Source organism: Vulcanisaeta souniana JCM 11219 (assembly GCF_026000775.1).
Taxonomy (GTDB): Archaea; Thermoproteota; Thermoprotei; order Thermoproteales; family Thermocladiaceae; genus Vulcanisaeta; species Vulcanisaeta souniana.
In genome coordinates this window covers 1,185,098-1,204,381 of record NZ_AP026830.1, presented here as the reverse complement: position 1 = coordinate 1,204,381, position 19,284 = coordinate 1,185,098, and the positions used below count along the sequence as shown (strand labels likewise).

The following is a 19,284-nucleotide window of genomic DNA, read 5'->3' as shown; positions in this document are numbered from 1 at the left end:
TGTGTTTTTAAGGTTTTATGTTACCTTAGTTTTTTAATTTCGTTGTTTTAATTTTACTCCGTGTTTTCAATAGTTGATGTCAGGCTTGGTGATTACCATGGCGAGTGGGTTTTGGATGGTGGTGCTGTTAGGTATGTTGAGCACGTAGGTGGTGATGTTATTGAGGCTGAGCTTGAGGGTTGTGGTGAGGATTACACTGATTGTGTTGTTGAGGATGTCGTTAAGAGGCTTGGTGATGAGCTTAAGCTACCTAGGTCAGTCCTTGGTTCGGTGAAGGCTAGGCTTAAGGTCCTTGGTTTTCCCCTGGCGATTACACTGCGTGAGGAGGTTAACGCGTCAATTATTGAGTTTAGGGGTAAGAATGGTAATGCCCAATTGGTCATTCGTTACCAACTCATTTCTTGAGGAGGATCGCCCTAAGTATCGCGTAGAATATAAATGCCATTATGAAGACCAACAGGGCTAATAATGCTATCCCACCGAGTCCCAACTTCACGTATGAGTAACTACCCAGGATGCTGCCCAACCCCATGCCGAACCCGAGTACTAGGCTGTATAGGCCCATTGCCGAACCCCTCATGCTTATTAATGCCTCATCTCCGGTTAATGCCAGTATTGATGGTACCACGGCAGATGCCATGAAGATGAACGGCGCTGACGCTGCAACAGCAATTATGGGATTCACACCCATTAGTAGTAGTGCCGCTAATATCATTAACCCAATCGCCACGCCGGTAACCCCGATGCTCATCATTCTCAACCTACCAAGCCTGTCCGACATGTACCCAAAGAATACGGAGCCCAAGCCAACCACAAGCGTCGCGCCTAGGAATAAGGCGCCCACGTGTATAGGCATGACGCCCTTAATACTTCCTATTGCCCTGCCTGAGTATATTGCGGCGCCAAGTATCATGGTTATTGAAAACCAAATGGGTAGCGTCGGTATTACCTTCCTTGAAACACCCCTTAGTGGATTTAGGTATACTGATCCACCGCTGGGTTTTGTTTCGATTATGTAGCTGATGATGGCTACGTAGAATATTAACAATAATGCCAGTAATGCCATGAATGCGGTGGAATTCCCCATTACTTGGTATAGGATGGATCCAATCATGTAGCCCAGTGCATAACCAAATATGTTCATGAAGTCGAAAATACCCATGCCCAATCCCCTATGGTTTCTTTCCGTTAGGTCTGTTATCATGGCCAGTGCTGATACAAGGACAAGGGCTGCTCCAAAGCCCATTACGCCATTAAATACTGCAGTTAATAATGGGTTTTTCACCAGGGTGATTGCCAGGTATATCATTACCATGAATATTAGTATCCAGGTATACCCAAGGATAAGCGTTAGTCTTCTGCCCAGTCGATCAGCCATGTAGCCTGCTATGAATGAGCTAAGGGCCTCCACGAACGGGTATGAGGCAAGTATTATGCCTATCATTAAGTTATTACCTGGTGATAAGTAAGAGATCAGGAACGTATTGGCTCCTGAGCCAACCCTAATCATGAGTATTGGCAAATATGGTAATGACGACCTGACGCTCCTCATGGCATTGACGAAGTACCTAATTCTTATTAATTTATAAGTTATGTCACTTTAGTATGAGTTCCATACAATTAATTGATAGGTATTCAAGGCAAGTCGCGGTTATCGGTAAGGAGGGTCAGGAGAAATTATCGAGGGCTCGGGTTGCCGTGATTGGACTTGGCGGCCTTGGTTCACTGGTGTCCATGTACCTTGCTGGTGCTGGTGTTGGTGAGTTAACGATAGTCGATTACGATACCATCAGCGTAACGGATCTTCACAGGCAATTACTGTATAGGGAGGAGGATGTTGGTAAGCCAAAGGTTGAGGTCGCAATCAGTAGGCTCCATGCCCTTAATCCAACAGTTAAAATAAAGCCCGTAAATGATGCATTGGTGGAGGAGAATGCCGAGGTGGTTCTCGATGGCGTGGACGTTGTGGTTGACGCTCTTGATAATTGGTTAGGTAGGCAAGTACTTAACGAGGCTATTGTTAAGTTGAGGAAACCCCTGGTCCATGGCGCGGTGAATGGTTGGTACGGGCAAGTATCGACAATAATACCGGGTAGGACTCCCTGCCTTTTTGAGTTGGTTCATGCCAGGTCATTACCTCAGTGCGTGGGTTACTGCCCCGTTATTGGTCCGGTGGTTGGTGTTGTGGCTTCGATAGAGGCGACCGAGGTCATTAAGTTGATAACGGGGATAGGCGAGCCCCTCATTAATAAGTTATTAATTATTGATGGTAAGAATTGGGTCATTGATGAGATAAAGCTTAGTAGGGTTGATAATTGCCCTGTTTGTTCAAGATATCTTAAGGAAAAATAATTTTAAGAAAATTTAATCAGCGATTACTTGTTCATGAGGAGGTTTTTATCGGCATTGTGGGCTAAGCTGAGTAATAGGCCATTGGCACTTTGTGATAGTGGTGACGTTGATGGTATAACGAGCGCAGCTTTATTCCTAAGGAAGTATTCAAACGGCGTTGTGGTCCTTGCCGCACCGAGCGAGGTCAATAGGTCCTGGTGGATTAAACGCCTTTTCTGGACCTTCGTAGCAGATCTACCATGCCCAGGCAAAGCCCTGATAAGGGCTGATCATCACAGGACTAACAAGCCCTGTGCCAAGGTTGAGTTTTACGACCCAGAGGCCCCCTGTTCTGCATTAATGGCCATGAAGGCCTTTGGTTTAGAGGGCGATCCTGTGGCGAATAGTTTGGTTAAGGTTGCCATAGAGACGGACACAGCTAGTGTAACAAGTGATGAGGCTGAGAAGCTTGATTTGGCGGTTAGGTTTGCGTCATATAATGAGAAGATCTACATTGTGAGGAGCCTAGCCGTTAATGGGCTTGGCTCATTGAATAATGTCAAAATACGTGACCTTGTGAATAGGGGTTATAGGGCTAAGAAGCTCATGCTTGAGATCGCCAGTAGGATACCAATTAGGGAGGTAATTAATATCTACAGCCCGGTAAATCTCGGTATATCCTACAGGCAATTAACCATTGAACTTCAGCACAGGGGCGCCAAGATGGTAAACATACTACTCAGACTGGACAGGAGGACCTTCAGGTATTACTGCGGTGCTGATAGGAGCAGTCCATATGACTGCACGCAGGTGGCCGCAAGGCTCGGTGGTGGCGGGCATAAGTACGCCTCCGGTGCCCAATACAAGTCGCCATTTTTCAGTCCAGGGAAGGGCATTGAGGTCTTCATAAATACGTTGAAGACCTACCTAAATACAGATAGGCTTGAGGTTCTTGAATTAACGGGAAACTCCGTAAGAGCAATGACATATTAAGTATTCAGCGCTTTGGACCGTCGTCATTATTCAGTGGCTACCATTCTCATCACTAGGTAGTACTAAAGGTTCGCTAGGGAAAACTCTTTAAATTCGCGCCTCCATGCTAGTGGCGGGTCTTCTTGGGCAGAGTCGTCGTGATAGATCACCCATTGGCGCAGGCGATCTTAACGACACTTAGGAATAGGGATACGAAACAGATTGAGTTTAGGAAGGGTCTCGTTAGGCTTGGTAGGTTGATGGGTTATGAAATAGTGAAGTCAATGGACATAGAAAACGTGGAGGTGGAGACGCCACTTGGTGTTAAGGCAAGGGGGGTCAGGATTAGGGACCTTGACCACGTGGTCATTATACAAGTGCTCAGGGCCGCAATGCCTCTGGTTGAGGGCCTAGTGAAGATATTCGCGAATGCAAGGATGGGCGTCGTTAGCGCGAGGAGGGTTGAGGAATCGCATAGCCCTGGCTCACTGGATTTTGACATTGAGATAACCTATGTCAAGGTACCGAGGATTCTCGGAGACGATACGTTAATAGTCGCTGATCCAATGCTCGCAACGGGTTCCACAATAACTGCCGTGCTCAAACACGTCCTTAAATATGGAAGCCCCAAGAGGGTTATTATAGCCAGTGTGATTGCAACTAAGTACGGCATAGAAAGGGTGCTCAGGGAATACCCGTTTTCCGAGATATACACTGTTGCTATAGACCCTGAGATAAATGAGAGGGGTTACATAGTACCTGGCCTAGGCGATGCGGGTGACCGAGCCTTTGGAAGCCAATGACTTCTAGCCACTGGATAAGGCCTTATTCATGACGTAGTTTAGGGCCTCATCGACTAAGCCCCTCCTTGCTAATTCATTGAATTTCTCATCATTATCAAGCTCCATGTATAAACTCAACCTAGTCCTTACATCGCTGACGGTTTCCTTAAGCCTACTCTTAACCGCATACCAAACCCTGGCCATGTTCATTAATTCCTCGTCCTCCCTTAGGAAATTCATTACCTTATCCAGTGTTCTCCTGGCGATGACACCGCTAAGCCCCTCCGTGGTTATGGCAATTCTTATGCCATTAATCTCGCCCTCAAAGGGCACGACAACCTCAGTTTCCTCGGCATTGGTGGCATCATTAAACAACTTCCTTAATTCCCTGGCTGTCTTCCTTACTCTTTCATTGATCACGGAGTCGTTAGTCGCAATGACAACTAAGTCAGCCCACTCTATGTTTCTCCTCAGTAGTTCCAAGTCATGGGCATCACCATTAATTAATTCGAGTTTTCCTTGCTCGGCATAATGGATTAATTCATTACTAAACTCAAGACTTAATACTCTGACATTCGCGCCCGCCAGGAGGAACTTAACGGCTCTCCTGGTACCAACAGCGCCACCTCCAATCACCAGAACATTCCTTCCATTAAACTCAATGAATAAAGGTACCCTCACATGTATTACTTTCCAGAGATCCATTTATTTTTATTTGCACCTAGGATGTGCAAGACCTTATTGATAACAAGCTCCCTAATGCTAAGCATGGCATTAAGCGACAATGCGTCTCCGTCAATCACTAAATCAGGACTCGTTATACTTCCATCAATCCAGCCGCAGTCACTGATTGGTACTACAAAGACTGATCCAGGTACGCGGCTCTCCACCAATTGCCTAGTCATGAACCCACCGATAAATCCAATAACCAACTTAGGCTCGTTTAAATCCTTAATGTCAAAGCCAAGTAGCAGTACGAGGTCATGGCTATAAACCCCAGAGAGCTTCCTAACCAATTTCGTAAGTTTTACTTGATTGCATGATAAGGGTAATCTGGGCATCATGACCTCGATGCCTGACTTAGTAAGTAATACGGCTAGGATTGAGTAGAACTGAGGTTTAATGCCTGGCGGCGTTAGTATTAATACCCGCGCATTGGCATTGGTGGGCCTGAATATCATTACCTCATTATTAATGAGCACATGGTAATCATCACTACTGAATATGGTGGACATCGTGAATTACATAAAGCCCATACTTAATAACATTATTTCCTAAGGAATTTCCCAAGTCTCGCCTTAACCTCGGGCTTCAGGGATTCCACAGCCAACGTATTTAGTAATTCATCCCACCTATCACTGGCTTCCCTAATTAATGAACTGATCATCAATTTCTTAATCGCTAGGTAAGTGCCATGAGGCACATCATTTATCTTTTCAATGAGGCCTAGGGATTCTCTCAATCCTTCATCGACATTATCAACAACTCTATGAACAAGGCCCCAGGCAACAGCCTCATCAGTGCCTAATCTGAAGTCCCTGTCAAGGAAGAACCTGGACCTCAAAATACCGAAGAGGTAAGGCGCAAAGGCCGGCGTCACAGGCACAAGCCCATACCTAATACCAGGCAGGGAAAACTCGGAACCTCTAACAGCAACAACATGGTCAACAAAGTACAGTAACTCCGTTGCAAAGCCATAGGCGGAACCATTCACTAGGGCTATCACTGGCCTTTCGCAATTAGCGATGGTTACGACCAAGTCCCTAATGGCTGAGAAATACTTCCTTGAATCATCTATTGTTTTAAAGCCGTAAACCTCAGCAAGGTCGAGACCCGCCGAGAAAACCTTGCCCTCGCCTGTGATTATGACGCCTCCGTAATCCCTGCATCCAGCCGCCACCGCATCCCTGGTGCTTAAGGTTAATTCAAGACTGAATGCGTTCCTCTTCTCGGGCCTGTTAAGTCTGATTATTAATGCATTCCCTGATACTGCAGTGGCCACGTTTCTCATGTATTCCCTATTCATGTTTTACCTTATTTATTTTTCCTAATTATGGTTTAAGTTATGGGTAATTCTTATAAAGGTATTTCGAAATTCCGTGAGGGCGTCTTGGTATACACAACGGATAGGGTTGAGGCCGTGAATTATGACTTAAAAAGAGGCCAGATTGAACTAACAAAGGGGTATCCAGAGGAGAAATATCTATGGAATACTGACTTTCATCCGACACCGATCAAGAAAAGGAATTGGGATTGGTATACCTATGCAGCTATTTGGTTTGGAATGGCCTTTATAGTGCCAAGCTGGTCCCTGGCAAGTGTCGGCCTGTCCCTTGGCTTGGGAACACTGGATTCAATACTACTCGTGTTTCTAGGCAACCTAATAGTCCTGATACCAATGATAATACAGAGCCATGGTGGCGCGAGGTATGGAGTACCGGAGCCGGTCCTAACGAGGACCAGGTGGGGTGTCTATGGAGCAGTCTTTCCAAGCTGGATTAGGGCAATTATTGGTGCAGGGTGGTGGGGAATAGAGACCTACATAATGACGGAGGCCGCCGTGGGCATATACGCAATACTTACCCATAGGCTCGGTGTTCTGCAGAGTTACGTGGCCAAGGGCATTGCGAATCCATACACACTGAGCGTGGCTTTCCCGCAGGTCTTCTGGATTACCTTCGCAGTAATAATTGCGCTTCAAATCCTACTACTTTACTTCTCTCCGGTGCCTGAGGCGCAACCGGCGCTTAAGTGGTTTGCAAGACTTGCGGCACCCTTGGTCCTACTCGGCTTTTTAATACTTTGGTATAACTTCATGGGCATCTCCCACTGGAACTTCGGGCAAATACTCTCAGTGAAGCCCACGGTTGCTGGAACTAATTACTGGATTACGTGGCTGGCCTTCCTAAACGCGAACATAGCCTATTGGGCTACCATGGCATTATCAATGCCTGACTACACGAGGTTCGCCAAAAGCCAGTTTGCACAGACTATTGGTCAAGTACCCATGCCGTTCATGATGCTCGTAATAGCGTTACTCGGCGTCACAACGACAGGAGCCATTGAGGAAGCATACCATGTAACCATTTGGGACCCAATACTTGCATCAACACTATACCTACAACCAACACTGGCTGTATTTCTGAATGTATTGTTCCTGCTGGCTACGTTTTCAGTTAATGTTTTTGCAAACACCGTGGGTCCTGCATACGACTTCGCAAACACGTTCCCAAGGAAATTCACCTGGTTCAGGGGCGCCCTGTTGGTGATTGCCATCTCAATCATACTGGGGGCATGGACATTTTACGGTTCAGCCTACGGCTACCTATATAATTGGTTATTGACGTATGGTGGGTTGCTGGGCTCTGTTGAGGGAATAATAATATTTGACTACGCCTTAATCAGGAGGTTTAAGTTTGAATTGACTGACGTATTCTGGAGCAGGGGTAGGTTTAGGTACTGGAGGGGAATTAACCCGGCGGCATTCGTAACATTCGCAGTAGTGGAGTTCATAATCTACGCGCCCTTTATACCATACCACAGCATAATATTCAGTAACTCATGGCTACTGTCCTTCCTACTCTCTGGCCTAATCTATGTACCACTAATGATCTACTGGGTCATACCTAAGTACCAACCTGAACTAAAGGGTTCGCTTTTCAAGGGAGGCTATGTAAGCAAGGAGGTACTACATGTGTTTAACAACGGCAAAGGTTAAGCGTACTTAAATTACGTGTCTTAAAACAAACTTACTCTCTTCGTATTATCCTGGTTCCAATTTGACCCCTTAATATGTCCCTGGCTCTTCCTAACGGCCCTATGTATGCCGTCTTCCCGCCATTCCTTAGGAACCTAATGGCAGCCAGCACCTTAGGCCCCATACTGCCTGGCGGGAATTGCCCATTCTCGTAGTACCTCTCAACTTCATCAACCGCAACCTCAACCAACCTAGCCTGGTTGGTTTTCCGGAAGTTTACATATATATAATCCACATCCGTGAGTATTAATAGGTAATCCGAGTTAATAGAATTAGCCAATACCTGGCTTGCCAGGTCCTTGTCGATGACGGCATCAACACCCCTCGCCTCGCCATTCATCACCACGGGTACTCCTCCACCACCAACAGTAATGGGTACATAACCCTCCCTAATTAGTAGCTTTATTGCGTCAAGTTCCATTATATCCATGGGCTCTGGCGATGGCACAACCCTCCTAAACCCACCACGTGCATCCCACTTGAACACCCACCCTCTTTTCCTCGATAATTTATCCGCAGTCTCCTTATCATATAGAGGGCCTACGTATTTCGTGGGGTTTTGAAAGGCAGGATCGTTCTTATTAACTATGGACCTGGAAATAATTACTACGGGTTTCCGCAGAATACCCCGCCGCATAAACTCACTGGTTAGGGCGTTGGCTATTAGGTAGCCCATCCAACCCTCGGTTGCTGCATCAATCATGTCAAGGCTCAGGTAATCACCAACCCTTTCGGCAAGTAAACCGGCCTGTGGTCCATTACCATGGGTAACGACCACGTCGAACCCCTCCTCGATCATATCAGCCACGTCACTCGCTGCGAGCCTAACCCGTTCCCACTGCTCCTCGGGTGAACCGACCTTACCGCCCTCCTTAGCGAAGGCATTACCACCTAGTGCTATTACAAGTAGCACACGGTTAGTTCACCTTACGTGTTTATATTTATTTCGTGTTATTATACATAAAACGCATAACCCTTGAACTTAAGTAAATACATACCCCGGTAATTCTTTACCTGATATTGTTGTAATATAACCGTATTCTCCGTGACGTAAAGTATTACTTTTAAATATGGTTTACGGCGTATACATTGGATGTTCAAGAAAATAGGCGATGTACTACATGTATCCCAGGATAGGAGATTCGTACTTAAGCTGGCATTTGTACCGCCGCTTGGCATTACCGTTTATGATTATGCAATGAGGAGGGTAGGGAAGCTATACGATGTCATAGGCCCTGTGAAATCCCCATACGGGTTGATTAAGCCGGACCCGCAGGTCTCAAATCCTGGGGGCTTTGTCGGTAAGTCGGTGTACGTGAGAGATATTGATTTAAGGAGGAGAGGTAGGGGTGGTGGTCATGGTCACGGCAAATAAATTAGTAAAAAGCGGGACACTTATGTGTAAGTACTGCGGGTCTACGGACGTTGTCTTTGACGAGGATAGAGGCGAGTTTGTTTGCAGGAAGTGTGGTTCAGTAATTGAGGATCACGTAATAGACCCTGGGCCTGAATGGAGGGCGTTTGGCGGTGAGGAGGCCATAGCCCGCGAAAGAACCAAGCCAATAAGTCCAGTATTTCCTGACCAGGGCCTTGGTGGCACTGTAATCGGCATAAAGCCAGGCATAACATTGCAGAATAAGTTTAGGGTGCTGGTTAGGCTTAATAGATATAATCAGTACCAGTATACCGAGAGGAGGGTTTCTGACCTGCTCAATATAATGAGGCAAGTCAAGTACGGGCTTAATTTGCCGGAGAGCGTTATTGAGGAGGCCATAATATTGTTTAGGCAATTATCCAGTAAGCAGGACCTTAAGGGTGTTAGGACTAAGGACCTTGCCCTTGTCCTACTTTACGTATCCTGCAAGCGGGCGAAGATCGTGTGTCCACTACGCGTATTAAGAAGCATGCTGAATATCGAGAGGAGTAAGAGCATTAGTAGGTTGTTGGGTATCGTTAGGCAGGTTGTTGGCGGTAATGATATTGCCATAAAGAGCCAGGAGGAACTCGGTAGGTTCCTCCAGAAGGTTGTTAATTCACTTAGGCTTAATGATGATGTTAGGTTCCACGTAACTAAGTTGGCCATGGACATAGTAAATGAGGGTCAACGTAAGCGTTTGACCAATGGCAGGACGTTCTATGCTCTAGTGGCCTCCGCGGTCTACATAGCCGTAACCCTAATGGGCGTTAGGAAGAGGCAGCGTGATGTTGCTGAGACCTCTGGCGTCACTGACGTAACCATTAGGAACCGCTATAAGGAGGTTATTTCCAGGATCAATATTATTATTGAGGTCTAATTCCGTGGTTTCAAGCACCCTAACTTAAAATTAATTAAACTTTCCATGGCTTCTCAATTACTTGCAAGGTTTTTAAGGGGTTAGTTATAGTGGTTGTTCGTGAGTAGTGACGTACCCTCATTAATTAAGGAATTGAATGAAAAAGAAACCAAGATCCTCACGGAAATATACAAGGCCGGCGGCGAGATCATGCTTAGGGACATTTGGAAGGTAATGGGCATAAAGAGCAAGGCCGGAATGCCATTCATAAACAAACTAGAGAAGAGGGGCCTACTTACGAAAGAAAACATAGGCAGTGGCAAGAGGGTCATGTACAAGGTTAAATTAACAGAGTTCGGCTCAGCAGTGGCCAGGGAACTCGTAGAAGCTGGGTCCCTAATGAAGGTGCTAACCTACGACCTACTAACAAGGATTCCCTGCTTCTACTGTCCATACATCGACATGTGTGGGGCAACGGATGAAATAACGCCAGAGAAATGTGAATACCTCAATAAGTGGATCTATGATATGCTTAGGGAACAACATGGCTAGGATGCAGAAACCCACGAGCAGTCCACCAGTGGGAAACGCACAGTTAAGATTAAATTATTACCAGGAGGCATTAAAATGATGTCAAGGGAATTATACAGAGTCTTCATTGCCGTGGAACTAACGGACAAATTAAAGGAACCCATGATAAAAATGCAGAAGGAGCTCATGAGCTCGGGGGTCGACATGAAACCAGTGGAGCCGGAGAACCTACACATAACCCTGAGATTCATTGGCGAGATAAGTAGGGAATTAGTGGAGGAGGTAAAGAAGAGACTGGATGCCATTAAGTACAGTCAATTCACAATACATGTTAGGGGAATCGGTGCATTCCCAAACATAGACAGACCAAGGGTTATTTGGGTGGGGATTGAGGAAGGCGCCAGGGACTTAATGAACCTCCATGAATTAATAATGAAATTCACGGGAGACATTGGAGAGAGGGATGAGAAAGGCTTCGTACCACACTTAACTATCGCCAGGGTTAAGTACGTTAGGAATAGGGACAGGTACATGGAGGTTGTTAGGAAGTACGAAAACATGGACTTCGGAACACAAACAGTAGACTCAATAAAGCTAAAGAGAAGCGTGTTAACACCAAAGGGACCAATATACAGCGATTTAATGACGATAAAACTATCGTAATGGCGCTTAATAAATAATTTTTAATCCCTACGTTTACTCCTCACCGACGATGTTAACAACCACAGGAAGAAGAGTATCGACACAGCAAATATGCCAGCACCAAACAATTCCCTATGCACTGACAGACTTATGGGCCTAATAAGCCTAATAAAGAGTAAAAGCGCCATTGAGAATACTAAACCCACCGCTGCTGCAATTGCCAGGTTAATGCCATCATCACCCTCATACGCATGCCTAATGAACATACGAAGACCATGAAGAGAATGGTCTAAAAATCCTAACTCACAGAGACGTGGCAACGCTTATATACCTCACCACGGTATGGGTAAAACCTAATGCTTAGATTGCGGGTTCTAATTATCGTATCAACGATACTAATTACCTTAGTCTCACTAATAACTTATGCCAATCTATACTTAAGTCCGTTACCCTATATATGGTCGACAAACGATATAGATTACCTAGCATCATTATCCCTCTGCGGTAATTATGCTGTGCTTGGTTATATTAATATGAATAATGCCCTAGGTCAATTTCAGAGGTTCTTAATAATCAACCTTAAGACGGGACGCGCAATAACAATACAATCATCATTAGTAGCCAACACCTCTCCCCCTATTCCTCAAATGAAGGTTGATTGTAATAATGATTTTCTGAATATTATTTATACATGTGTCGGTTGGAATAATATATTCAATAGCGATGTGGTTGGGTTATGTTTAACTAAAGTTAATGCTAGTAGTGGCATGGTTATAAGTCATTATTTCTTAAGCCCTGTTTATGGTAATAAATCCGTGATTAAGTATATGAGCTTGATTAATGGTTTGGTTTATGGCATTATTAATGGTAGTGTTTATGTATTTCCCCAATTCATAACTACATTTAAAGTCAGTGAAGTTAATGGGCTTAATCAGATGGGATACACGGTTATTAATACGACGTGTGGTGACTTAGTTAGGATACTAATTAGGGAAAATGGCACATTAGGTATTGCCTGGGATATGCCCATATACCCATGTCCAATAGGGATTGAATGTTCAAACGGACGCTGTGTCCCCATGGTTAATGTACTTAACGATTACGCCGTTGTTATTTATGAAGCCTATAATAATAATACTGGCACGAATTACGTAAGGTTAATTCTCATTAATGACTCAAATGGTGCCGTGATTTATGGCGTTAACATTACAGGTATAAGTTCGGCTCTTTCGTCCGAGATGGTGAACAATACCCTAGTCTATCCCTGTGGAGCCTCCCTTTGTGGCGTGGAGGTTATGAATAATGGCACGAAACTAAAATTCGTGATTAATGGTTTAAGTGGTGCAGTATTTAATGCGGATAACTACGGCCTAGTGCTTACACAGAACTATAATGGCGTCTCAATAGTAAGGATAAGCGGTAATGGCTCAGTCATTGAAAATATGACCATACCTATTAATTTACGTGTAGAGTTTCTTGAGTATTGCTCAAGGCTTGACTTAATGAGTAATGGTATTGCGCTATTGACTGTATACCCATGCAGTGTATCCTACGGTGTTTACGGTTATAAGGAGTTATTAGCGGTTATAAACGTAACTAAAGGCTCGGTAATACACCAAGTCATTAGAATGTTAAAGATACCCATAGTAAATACGCCTAGCCCCGCCTCCATATTCCCTGCAGCAGTTCCGGTGGCATCAAATAACGAATATCTTGCCTATTACTTTAACAATCAATTATTTTTCACAAATGAAGCACAATTAATCAATGACTGGTGGTATTATATCCTATTTGACAATACATATTTAGTAATGGCATTATGGGTCATTACCCTAATAATAATTATAGCCACGATAATAAATATCATTAGTCGTTAAACATAGAGATAGAAAGTAAATGACCTAATTCACGCAATGTATTAAGAACACCATAAGCAATATGATATATCTACGCACATGGTTTGTGAGTTTAGTGTTCAGTTTTTGGTGCGGGGGGTGGGATTTGAACCCACGCAGGCCTTCGCCAACGGGACCTCAACCCGTCCCCTTTGACCTGGCTCGGGCACCCCCGCTGGCCATTACTTTCTCATGAGTTTATTAATTTTTTGTACGTGCCCTTCACCGATATCTATTCGATAACTGAGAATGGTTTTTAAAGGGGTCGTTTGCCTTGTGTATTTCGATGGATCCGATATCACTATCTATAATAGTACTGGCCCACTGGTTACTTAATCAACCTGTGGCACCTGGTGAGGACTCGTACCTAGTGTTCACTGTGTTTAACCCAACACAGGCCTACCTATTCAACATGACCATAGCAATAAACTCATCACTAATAACGCCGATCTACTATGTCAACTCATCATCAAATTACTGCCAAATACCCGTTGTCCCGCCTGAGGGTAATAGTTCATGCATCGTATATGTCCAGGTCAATCCTGATACGCCCATGGGCATATACGAAGTTCCCATAACAGTTAATTATACAGAGGTTAACATAACGACTACCGTTAAGCCCCTCATTACCTATCAGACTATTTCAATTCCAGTAACCACCCTAGTCACCACAATGCTTTACGATAATACGCCAATAATCACCGGGGTCAAGACCGTGCCTGTAACCATACAGATACCAACAGTAATGGGTTCAATACCATCAATATCCACGTCCCAATCCTCGGAGAGCGTTAGTACCAATGTTTCGGTGCCCATACTTGGTTATATTGGTTTTGAGGCGACGGCAATGATAGGCACCCCGGACAATGTGGTTCAAGCACTGCCTAATTCATACGTGCCCCTAACCATATACCTAACCAATTATGGGAATACTCCGGTCTATAATGTCACGGTGACCCTACTATCCGCTCCGTCACAACTCAGGCTGGTTAACATGACGCAGCACCTACCTGCTCTACCACCGGGTCAGCCGGTCCCGCTGACCTTCTATGCCTATGTACCCGACTACTTACTTCAAGGAAATTATACGCTGGAGCTGTGGGTTGATTACTTCACGGGTGATGATGATGTGATTAACGCAACCCTAATAGTTCCTCAAGAACCCATTGTGTACATTCAGTCAGTGGCCACCAACCCACCTGAGGTTTTTCAGAGCTACCCAATGGCCCAGTTGATGCTTAGTATTGTGAATATTGGATCCGGTATTGCGTACGATGCCATGCTCTATATAAATAGTACGGGCGTTTCACCCCTGATCAGCATGCCGTTAATACTTGGCGCCATACCGCCGGGTCAACCAATTCAACTAACAATCCCCATTAGCTTACCAAGTGACCCAGGTAATTATACGGTGAACGTTACCGTGGCTTATGACGGTGGTTCAACAACGAGATACTACCAGCTTAATGTAAGGCCCAGGGCCAACCTAGCCGTGGTTAGTGTCAGTTACCCACAACCACCAAACCCAAGTCTGTCGAACCTGAATGCGCTGTTGAGTACAATATCGTCATCAACTCTGTCACCTGGCGCGTCCAAGGTACCAATAACAATAACGATCATGAATGAGGGTTCTGTTGAGGCTAAGAATGTGATGGTTACGATATCCACAGGCCAGGTAATACAGCCACACGTATCATCGAGCAACCCACTCTCGGCATTAACGGCATCCCAGGCATTTATCGGCGATTTAAAGCCAGGGCAGGAGATAAATGTCACGTTCCTAGTGGATGTTGACTCAAATGCGCGGCCAGGTAATTACCCGGTGGTCCTAACCTTCGTGTGGAATCAAACTGGTTCCCTATATCCACTGGCTGAGTCTGTGACTACCTACGTAACTGTTAGGTCTGCGCCAAATGTACTTCTATGGATTGTGTTCATACTGATAGTGGTTGTTCTTGTAATAGGCGTTATTGCGGCTATTAGGAGACGTAGGATGGGTGGTAATAACAACGGCAGTCGTGTATCCCCAACAAACTCTGGCGGTGCGGGGCAAACGAATTACCAGGGTCGCTTTGTTAATTATGAGGTAATGTGTGGTGGTGATGATAGATGTATAGAGGTGGAACTAGTTTAGGTGGGGAGTATGATGTTGCCTATGCGTGGCGAGCAACGGCGATACTGGTAACGCTAACCCTCGTCGTTATGTACACCGAGGGAATGCTCGTACCATCACTACCAACAATACAGAAGGACCTGAATATATCCACTGCTGACGCCTCCTGGATATTATCAATCTACATACTCATGGGTACATTATCCTCTGCAATAATGGGTAAGCTGGGTGACATGTTTGGCAAGAAGAGGATGCTCATAATAACAATGGTAACATACACAATTGGCGCCCTCATAACAGGCTTCTCGACAAGTTACGGGATACTCCTGGTGGGTAGGGCATTGCAGGGTGTCGGCATGGCAATGATGCCCCTAGCCTTCGCCCTGGTTAGGGAGGAGTTCCCACCGCGCATGATTCCGCAGGTACAGGGATTAATAAGCGCCATGTTCGGCGTTGGAATGGCCGTATCACTACCACTTGGCGCCTACATATCCCAAACCCTTGGTTGGCAAGCGACGTACCACACGGTCTATCCATTCATAATACTGGAGGACTTAATGGTCTACTTATACATTAGGGAGAGCAGGATTAGAAATCCCCAACCAATTGATTGGATTGGCCTATTTCTCCTCTCAACATCCCTAGCCAGTGGACTAATAGCTGTCACCGACGCGCCGACTTACGGCTGGACAGACCCCACTATCATGTCGCTCCTAGTGCTTTTTGTGCTTGGCTTCGGCGTCTTTGTCTTGTATGAAACAACAATCAGCCATCCAATAGTCCCAGTAAGCCTATTGAGTAATAGGAATGTGCTGGCTGCGAATGTTGGAGTTGCCTTGGCTGGGTTCGCTCTATTCCTAATGGCCCAGGCCCTAACCTATCTACTTGAATCACCACAACCGCTTGGTTATGACTTATCAATACTGGATGCCGGTATCATGATGATCCCGATGGCCGTGGTCCAAATGATAACAGCGCCAATAGCAGGTAGGATAATCACGAACATTGGCGCTAAGAAACTGGCTGTTATTGGTTCAGCAATAGCAGTAGTGGGCCTGTTGATGCTGACGTATACGTCGTTCTACGGCTTATCATACGTGATAGGGTCAATGTCCGTATTATCTGCCGGTATTAGTATGGTGAATGTATCTGTAATAAACATACTAGTGTTCTCGGTGGGCAGGAAGAATATGGGTCTCGCCACTGGTTTGAACTCAGTATTTAGGAACATAGGCGGTGCCTGGGGTCCCGCCGTTGCCGGTTCAATAATGAGCATGTATCAAGCATCAGTAATTGTTTCGCTTAAGCCGTTGCTATGGATAACATTGCCGGCCAAGTCATCGTATCAATTAATGTTCATGATAACCTCGGCGCTTTATATATTAGCTATAGTAGTCATAGTAACCCTGACGCAGGAGATATTCGTTAAAGGTGAGATAAGGGTCATTGAGGCTTAACCCGTCCAGCCGGTGAAGTAGTCCCAGCCTCTAAACTTAAGTGGTGAATCATTAAAATAAACACCGTTACCCTCCTCAATCCTTGCAAAATCCACAAAACCAAGATCCCTAAATTTAGCCACGCAATCCTCCCTTACGGAAAATACTGGTAGGAATTCCTCACCACCGTTAAATACCACCTCCTCGAGTTTCACGCCAGGTATTTCAGCTAGGGAGCTCAACAGGTCATCATTAATGGGTAGCCCATAAACACGTATTCTCACTTTACCATTGGTGGCCATTGTCCATAGAACCTTCCCAAGTCCATCACTTGAGTCCATACTGGCTGATATGCAGTCCGCATGTTTCAGAAGATCATTGAGTATACCCACCTCCGGCTCTGGCCTTTTCAGTATCTCAATGCCTTTCATAACGGTCTCCACGTCTTTCCACCTATCCAGTTCATTACTATAGTAAAGTTTGAAAACCAATCCTGTATAACCAAATAGAGGTTTTGTGACTAGTACATCACCGATCCTTGGCTTTCTACCTATGGGTCTAGTCATTGGTTTACCAATAGCCGCAACATCAATTACGTCATCCGCACCCTCATTTAAGTCACCACCCAGGTACCTCATGCCGAAGTAATTAGCGCCACTGCCTAAGCCTCTTATCAATTCTCTAAAGTCACCAATAGTGTCATCACCCCTCATGGTTATGGAGACAACTGCATAGAGAGGCTTGGTAAGTTTGGCAAGGAAGTCACTGACCACTGATGCCATTACCTTCCAGCCCATATCAAAGTGTGTCATGAACGGCATTTTAGACGTTGTCAGGGATAAACCATCAATTTTCATTGCCAGCGTGATCCCATCAATATACATGTACTCTACGTCGTTGTCTTCAGTGGAACCAACGATGTTTCTTACGATGTTGATTAAATTTGTTTCACCGAATTCCCTTATTCTGTTTTTTGTTTCAGTTGTACTCCCCATAGTTAATCAATCATGGGTATATCACTGCTATTTAATGTATTGGTAGATAACGGTTTTTACTGAGTGACTTCTTCAAGGAACTTTAGAACGTCCTCGGGACCACTACTTTGCTTTATTAGATCCCAGAGTTTTGACTTATTGCACAGTTGGTACCTGACAATGCTCCTGCTATTATCAACCTGGAGGTAACCCTCATCACTTAATTGCTTAAGTACATGCTTAACCAGGGTTAGTACAACGGGTATTGTGTCATTGAACTCGGCATACTCCAGGATCTTCTTTGGCGTGAAGCTCACACAGGAACCCCTGGCATACTTAACAGCCACCCACAGGCCCCTCGCGACCAGTTCCTCGATCTTCTTAAAGTCCGCATAAATATTTGTTATCTGTGTCATTAAATAGACGTAGACAGCGAGATTTAAAGGATTCATGGTTAATTACGTATACGTAATAGCCCTGTATATCCAGGCATAAATATGCAATAAATATGCCTGTACTTACGGCTTCACGTTAATGACCCAATCCCTTGATTAACTTATAAACCCGGTAATAATAGCGCGGGAGCTAAATATCAGCAGTAGTACCGCGAGGGACACAGCAGCCGTTATTGCGGACACGAGTAGATTAACATCCTCATTCTCAAGGTCGTAACTACCCATAACCCTCACAGTTCTCTCGCCGCATACATGCACATTCCTGTCAGTCATAATTCCGCACCTGGGGCACCTATACTTGGGCTGAAACAACGCACCGAAGACACTGTCAAGCACCTCCCCAAGGTAACCAAGGATCAGCACTATGGCGACTAACCAGGGATTCACGGTATTAATGAAACCAAGGAACCTAAGTAGGTATTGGACACCTAGGTATGTTAATGCTATGGTTGATGACCCCAAAAACGAACTTAACTCACCAAGTAGCGTTACGCCGCCGGAGACACCGGGATCAACCGTAACCCAAGGCCTCACTATTAACCTTGGTTTTGACCTGCTGAGGACGCCGAGCTCGGAAGCCCACGTATCAGCATTTGAGTAGGCTATGCCCGTTACGGATGCTGTGATGAGTACTTGATAGATCAACATATCGCGATTAAAGTAAGCCGCGCCAGCCAGCAGCGCCAAGGTACTTGGTACCAGGCCGACGGCCAGTACCTGCTTCCAATTTCTTCCCTTAACATCTTCTGCCGCACCAAGTTCCTCCTTCTTTTCAATGCCAATCTTGGTAAGGGCGCTTGAACTACCCAGAAAGACTATGAATGGTAGTATTGAGGAAGGGCCGCCGAGTAGTATCATGAAGCCCACGAGTGTTGATGGTATGACGGCGTCCCTCGTTATTACCCTAATCCTCAAGGCGGCAAAGGCCAACACTAATGATATTATTAGTGCAATAATTATAATTAGGGGATAGATTATTAATGGATCGTTAATGCTTACGGTAAGTCCATGCATCAATTAACTGCTCGATAAGGTTTTTTAAGTATTATTCCGAGATCTACAGTGACAGTAGGGAATCCCCGGTATTTTTGATGAGTATGATGATACAGAGTTACGCGGATAA

Annotated in this window: 21 protein-coding genes and 1 tRNA gene; 12 read left to right on the top strand and 10 right to left on the bottom strand. The window is 45.1% G+C overall.

Annotated elements, in window-relative coordinates; all coding sequences use genetic code 11:
- Window positions 1-60: 60 nt before the first annotated feature.
- Window positions 61-405, top strand: a complete 345-nt coding sequence (locus Vsou_RS06520) for a hypothetical protein (protein WP_188602166.1) — start codon at window positions 61-63, stop codon at window positions 403-405.
- Here the strand turns inward: Vsou_RS06520 and Vsou_RS06515 are convergent.
- The gene (locus Vsou_RS06515) at window positions 395-1,552 is read right to left on the bottom strand and encodes an MFS transporter (protein ID WP_188602167.1); all 1,158 of its coding nucleotides are present in this window, start codon (window positions 1,550-1,552) and stop codon (window positions 395-397) included. The genes Vsou_RS06520 and Vsou_RS06515 overlap by 11 nt on opposite strands.
- Before the next feature lie 53 nt (window positions 1,553-1,605).
- Between Vsou_RS06515 and Vsou_RS06510 the strand changes: the two genes are divergently transcribed.
- From Vsou_RS06510 to upp, 3 genes are all read left to right on the top strand, one after another.
- Window positions 1,606-2,352 (top strand): HesA/MoeB/ThiF family protein, encoded by a 747-nt coding sequence (locus tag Vsou_RS06510; protein WP_188602168.1) that lies wholly within the window; start codon window positions 1,606-1,608, stop codon window positions 2,350-2,352.
- Window positions 2,353-2,385: 33 nt separating this feature from the next.
- Window positions 2,386-3,324 (top strand): DHH family phosphoesterase, encoded by a 939-nt coding sequence (locus Vsou_RS06505; RefSeq protein ID WP_188602169.1) that lies wholly within the window; start codon window positions 2,386-2,388, stop codon window positions 3,322-3,324.
- 122 nt (window positions 3,325-3,446) lie between these two features.
- Window positions 3,447-4,106, top strand: a complete 660-nt coding sequence (gene upp, locus Vsou_RS06500; protein ID WP_188602170.1) for a uracil phosphoribosyltransferase — start codon at window positions 3,447-3,449, stop codon at window positions 4,104-4,106.
- 3 nt (window positions 4,107-4,109) lie between these two features.
- Here the strand turns inward: upp and Vsou_RS06495 are convergent, their stop codons facing one another.
- The 3 genes from Vsou_RS06495 to Vsou_RS06485 are packed head-to-tail and all read right to left on the bottom strand — an operon-like array spanning window position 4,110 to window position 6,111.
- Window positions 4,110-4,790, bottom strand: a complete 681-nt coding sequence (locus Vsou_RS06495) for a precorrin-2 dehydrogenase/sirohydrochlorin ferrochelatase family protein (RefSeq protein ID WP_229709638.1) — start codon at window positions 4,788-4,790, stop codon at window positions 4,110-4,112.
- Entirely contained in the window at window positions 4,772-5,320 is a 549-nt protein-coding gene (locus tag Vsou_RS06490; protein ID WP_188602171.1) for a hypothetical protein, read from the bottom strand. The genes Vsou_RS06495 and Vsou_RS06490 overlap by 19 nt, the downstream gene beginning before the upstream one ends.
- A 32-nt stretch (window positions 5,321-5,352) precedes the next feature.
- The gene (locus tag Vsou_RS06485) at window positions 5,353-6,111 is read right to left on the bottom strand and encodes an enoyl-CoA hydratase/isomerase family protein (protein WP_229709639.1); all 759 of its coding nucleotides are present in this window, start codon (window positions 6,109-6,111) and stop codon (window positions 5,353-5,355) included.
- Window positions 6,112-6,150: 39 nt separating this feature from the next.
- Between Vsou_RS06485 and Vsou_RS06480 the strand changes: the two genes are divergently transcribed.
- Window positions 6,151-7,803: an NCS1 family nucleobase:cation symporter-1 gene (locus Vsou_RS06480; RefSeq protein ID WP_188602172.1), complete on the top strand. Its 1,653-nt coding sequence runs from the start codon at window positions 6,151-6,153 to the stop codon at window positions 7,801-7,803.
- Between the two features lie 31 nt (window positions 7,804-7,834).
- Here Vsou_RS06480 and Vsou_RS06475 read toward each other — a convergent pair whose 3' ends face one another.
- Window positions 7,835-8,755 (bottom strand): carbamate kinase, encoded by a 921-nt coding sequence (locus Vsou_RS06475; RefSeq protein ID WP_188602173.1) that lies wholly within the window; start codon window positions 8,753-8,755, stop codon window positions 7,835-7,837.
- 180 nt (window positions 8,756-8,935) lie between these two features.
- Between Vsou_RS06475 and Vsou_RS06470 the strand changes: the two genes are divergently transcribed.
- From Vsou_RS06470 to thpR, 4 genes are all read left to right on the top strand, one after another.
- Entirely contained in the window at window positions 8,936-9,217 is a 282-nt protein-coding gene (locus tag Vsou_RS06470) for an H/ACA ribonucleoprotein complex subunit GAR1 (protein WP_188602174.1), read from the top strand.
- Window positions 9,201-10,136, top strand: coding sequence for a transcription initiation factor IIB (locus Vsou_RS06465; protein WP_188602175.1), 936 nt, complete (start codon window positions 9,201-9,203; stop codon window positions 10,134-10,136). The genes Vsou_RS06470 and Vsou_RS06465 overlap by 17 nt, the downstream gene beginning before the upstream one ends.
- 99 nt (window positions 10,137-10,235) lie before the next feature.
- On the top strand, window positions 10,236-10,667 hold the full coding sequence (locus tag Vsou_RS06460; protein ID WP_054843049.1) for a helix-turn-helix transcriptional regulator: 432 nt from the start codon (window positions 10,236-10,238) through the stop codon (window positions 10,665-10,667).
- Between the two features lie 78 nt (window positions 10,668-10,745).
- The gene (gene thpR / locus Vsou_RS06455; protein WP_188602176.1) at window positions 10,746-11,309 is read left to right on the top strand and encodes an RNA 2',3'-cyclic phosphodiesterase; all 564 of its coding nucleotides are present in this window, start codon (window positions 10,746-10,748) and stop codon (window positions 11,307-11,309) included.
- A 20-nt stretch (window positions 11,310-11,329) separates the two neighbouring features.
- Here the strand turns inward: thpR and Vsou_RS06450 are convergent, their stop codons facing one another.
- Window positions 11,330-11,554: a hypothetical protein gene (locus tag Vsou_RS06450; RefSeq protein WP_054843050.1), complete on the bottom strand. Its 225-nt coding sequence runs from the start codon at window positions 11,552-11,554 to the stop codon at window positions 11,330-11,332.
- A gap of 549 nt (window positions 11,555-12,103) precedes the next feature.
- Here Vsou_RS06450 and Vsou_RS06445 point away from each other — a divergent pair.
- Window positions 12,104-13,165 carry a hypothetical protein gene (locus Vsou_RS06445; RefSeq protein WP_264890801.1) on the top strand — a complete coding sequence of 354 codons (1,062 nt, stop codon included), beginning with the start codon at window positions 12,104-12,106 and terminating at the stop codon, window positions 13,163-13,165.
- A gap of 106 nt (window positions 13,166-13,271) precedes the next feature.
- On the opposite strand, the gene Vsou_RS06440 is transcribed toward Vsou_RS06445, so the two are convergent.
- A tRNA-Leu gene (locus tag Vsou_RS06440) sits at window positions 13,272-13,359 on the bottom strand.
- 110 nt (window positions 13,360-13,469) lie between these two features.
- Between Vsou_RS06440 and Vsou_RS06435 the strand changes: the two genes are divergently transcribed.
- Both Vsou_RS06435 and Vsou_RS06430 read left to right on the top strand, forming a co-directional pair.
- A complete protein-coding gene (locus Vsou_RS06435) occupies window positions 13,470-15,317 on the top strand; it encodes a COG1361 S-layer family protein (protein WP_188602178.1) in 1,848 nt (615 codons plus the stop codon).
- Entirely contained in the window at window positions 15,293-16,753 is a 1,461-nt protein-coding gene (locus tag Vsou_RS06430; RefSeq protein WP_188602179.1) for an MFS transporter, read from the top strand. The genes Vsou_RS06435 and Vsou_RS06430 overlap by 25 nt, the downstream gene beginning before the upstream one ends.
- Here the strand turns inward: Vsou_RS06430 and Vsou_RS06425 are convergent.
- The 3 genes from Vsou_RS06425 to Vsou_RS06415 form a co-directional block, all read right to left on the bottom strand.
- Window positions 16,750-17,727 carry a thiamine-phosphate kinase gene (locus tag Vsou_RS06425; RefSeq protein WP_188602180.1) on the bottom strand — a complete coding sequence of 326 codons (978 nt, stop codon included), beginning with the start codon at window positions 17,725-17,727 and terminating at the stop codon, window positions 16,750-16,752. The genes Vsou_RS06430 and Vsou_RS06425 overlap by 4 nt on opposite strands.
- A gap of 56 nt (window positions 17,728-17,783) precedes the next feature.
- On the bottom strand, window positions 17,784-18,122 hold the full coding sequence (locus Vsou_RS06420; RefSeq protein ID WP_229709640.1) for a hypothetical protein: 339 nt from the start codon (window positions 18,120-18,122) through the stop codon (window positions 17,784-17,786).
- Window positions 18,123-18,257: 135 nt separating this feature from the next.
- Window positions 18,258-19,175, bottom strand: coding sequence for a DUF92 domain-containing protein (locus tag Vsou_RS06415; protein WP_188602182.1), 918 nt, complete (start codon window positions 19,173-19,175; stop codon window positions 18,258-18,260).
- Window positions 19,176-19,284 lie beyond the last annotated feature (109 nt).

Coding starts and splice junctions, on each gene's coding strand:
- Vsou_RS06515 (WP_188602167.1), bottom strand. CDS start 1,552: ATGAGGAGCGTCAGGTCGTCATTACCATATTTGCCAATACTCATGATT.
- Vsou_RS06510 (WP_188602168.1), top strand. CDS start 1,606: ATGAGTTCCATACAATTAATTGATAGGTATTCAAGGCAAGTCGCGGTT.
- Vsou_RS06505 (WP_188602169.1), top strand. CDS start 2,386: ATGAGGAGGTTTTTATCGGCATTGTGGGCTAAGCTGAGTAATAGGCCA.
- Vsou_RS06495 (WP_229709638.1), bottom strand. CDS start 4,790: ATGGATCTCTGGAAAGTAATACATGTGAGGGTACCTTTATTCATTGAG.
- Vsou_RS06490 (WP_188602171.1), bottom strand. CDS start 5,320: ATGTCCACCATATTCAGTAGTGATGATTACCATGTGCTCATTAATAAT.
- Vsou_RS06485 (WP_229709639.1), bottom strand. CDS start 6,111: ATGAATAGGGAATACATGAGAAACGTGGCCACTGCAGTATCAGGGAAT.
- Vsou_RS06480 (WP_188602172.1), top strand. CDS start 6,151: ATGGGTAATTCTTATAAAGGTATTTCGAAATTCCGTGAGGGCGTCTTG.
- Vsou_RS06470 (WP_188602174.1), top strand. CDS start 8,936: ATGTTCAAGAAAATAGGCGATGTACTACATGTATCCCAGGATAGGAGA.
- Vsou_RS06465 (WP_188602175.1), top strand. CDS start 9,201: ATGGTCACGGCAAATAAATTAGTAAAAAGCGGGACACTTATGTGTAAG.
- thpR (WP_188602176.1), top strand. CDS start 10,746: ATGTCAAGGGAATTATACAGAGTCTTCATTGCCGTGGAACTAACGGAC.
- Vsou_RS06450 (WP_054843050.1), bottom strand. CDS start 11,554: ATGTTCATTAGGCATGCGTATGAGGGTGATGATGGCATTAACCTGGCA.
- Vsou_RS06435 (WP_188602178.1), top strand. CDS start 13,470: ATGGATCCGATATCACTATCTATAATAGTACTGGCCCACTGGTTACTT.
- Vsou_RS06430 (WP_188602179.1), top strand. CDS start 15,293: ATGTATAGAGGTGGAACTAGTTTAGGTGGGGAGTATGATGTTGCCTAT.
- Vsou_RS06425 (WP_188602180.1), bottom strand. CDS start 17,727: ATGGGGAGTACAACTGAAACAAAAAACAGAATAAGGGAATTCGGTGAA.
- Vsou_RS06420 (WP_229709640.1), bottom strand. CDS start 18,122: ATGACACAGATAACAAATATTTATGCGGACTTTAAGAAGATCGAGGAA.
- Vsou_RS06415 (WP_188602182.1), bottom strand. CDS start 19,175: ATGCATGGACTTACCGTAAGCATTAACGATCCATTAATAATCTATCCC.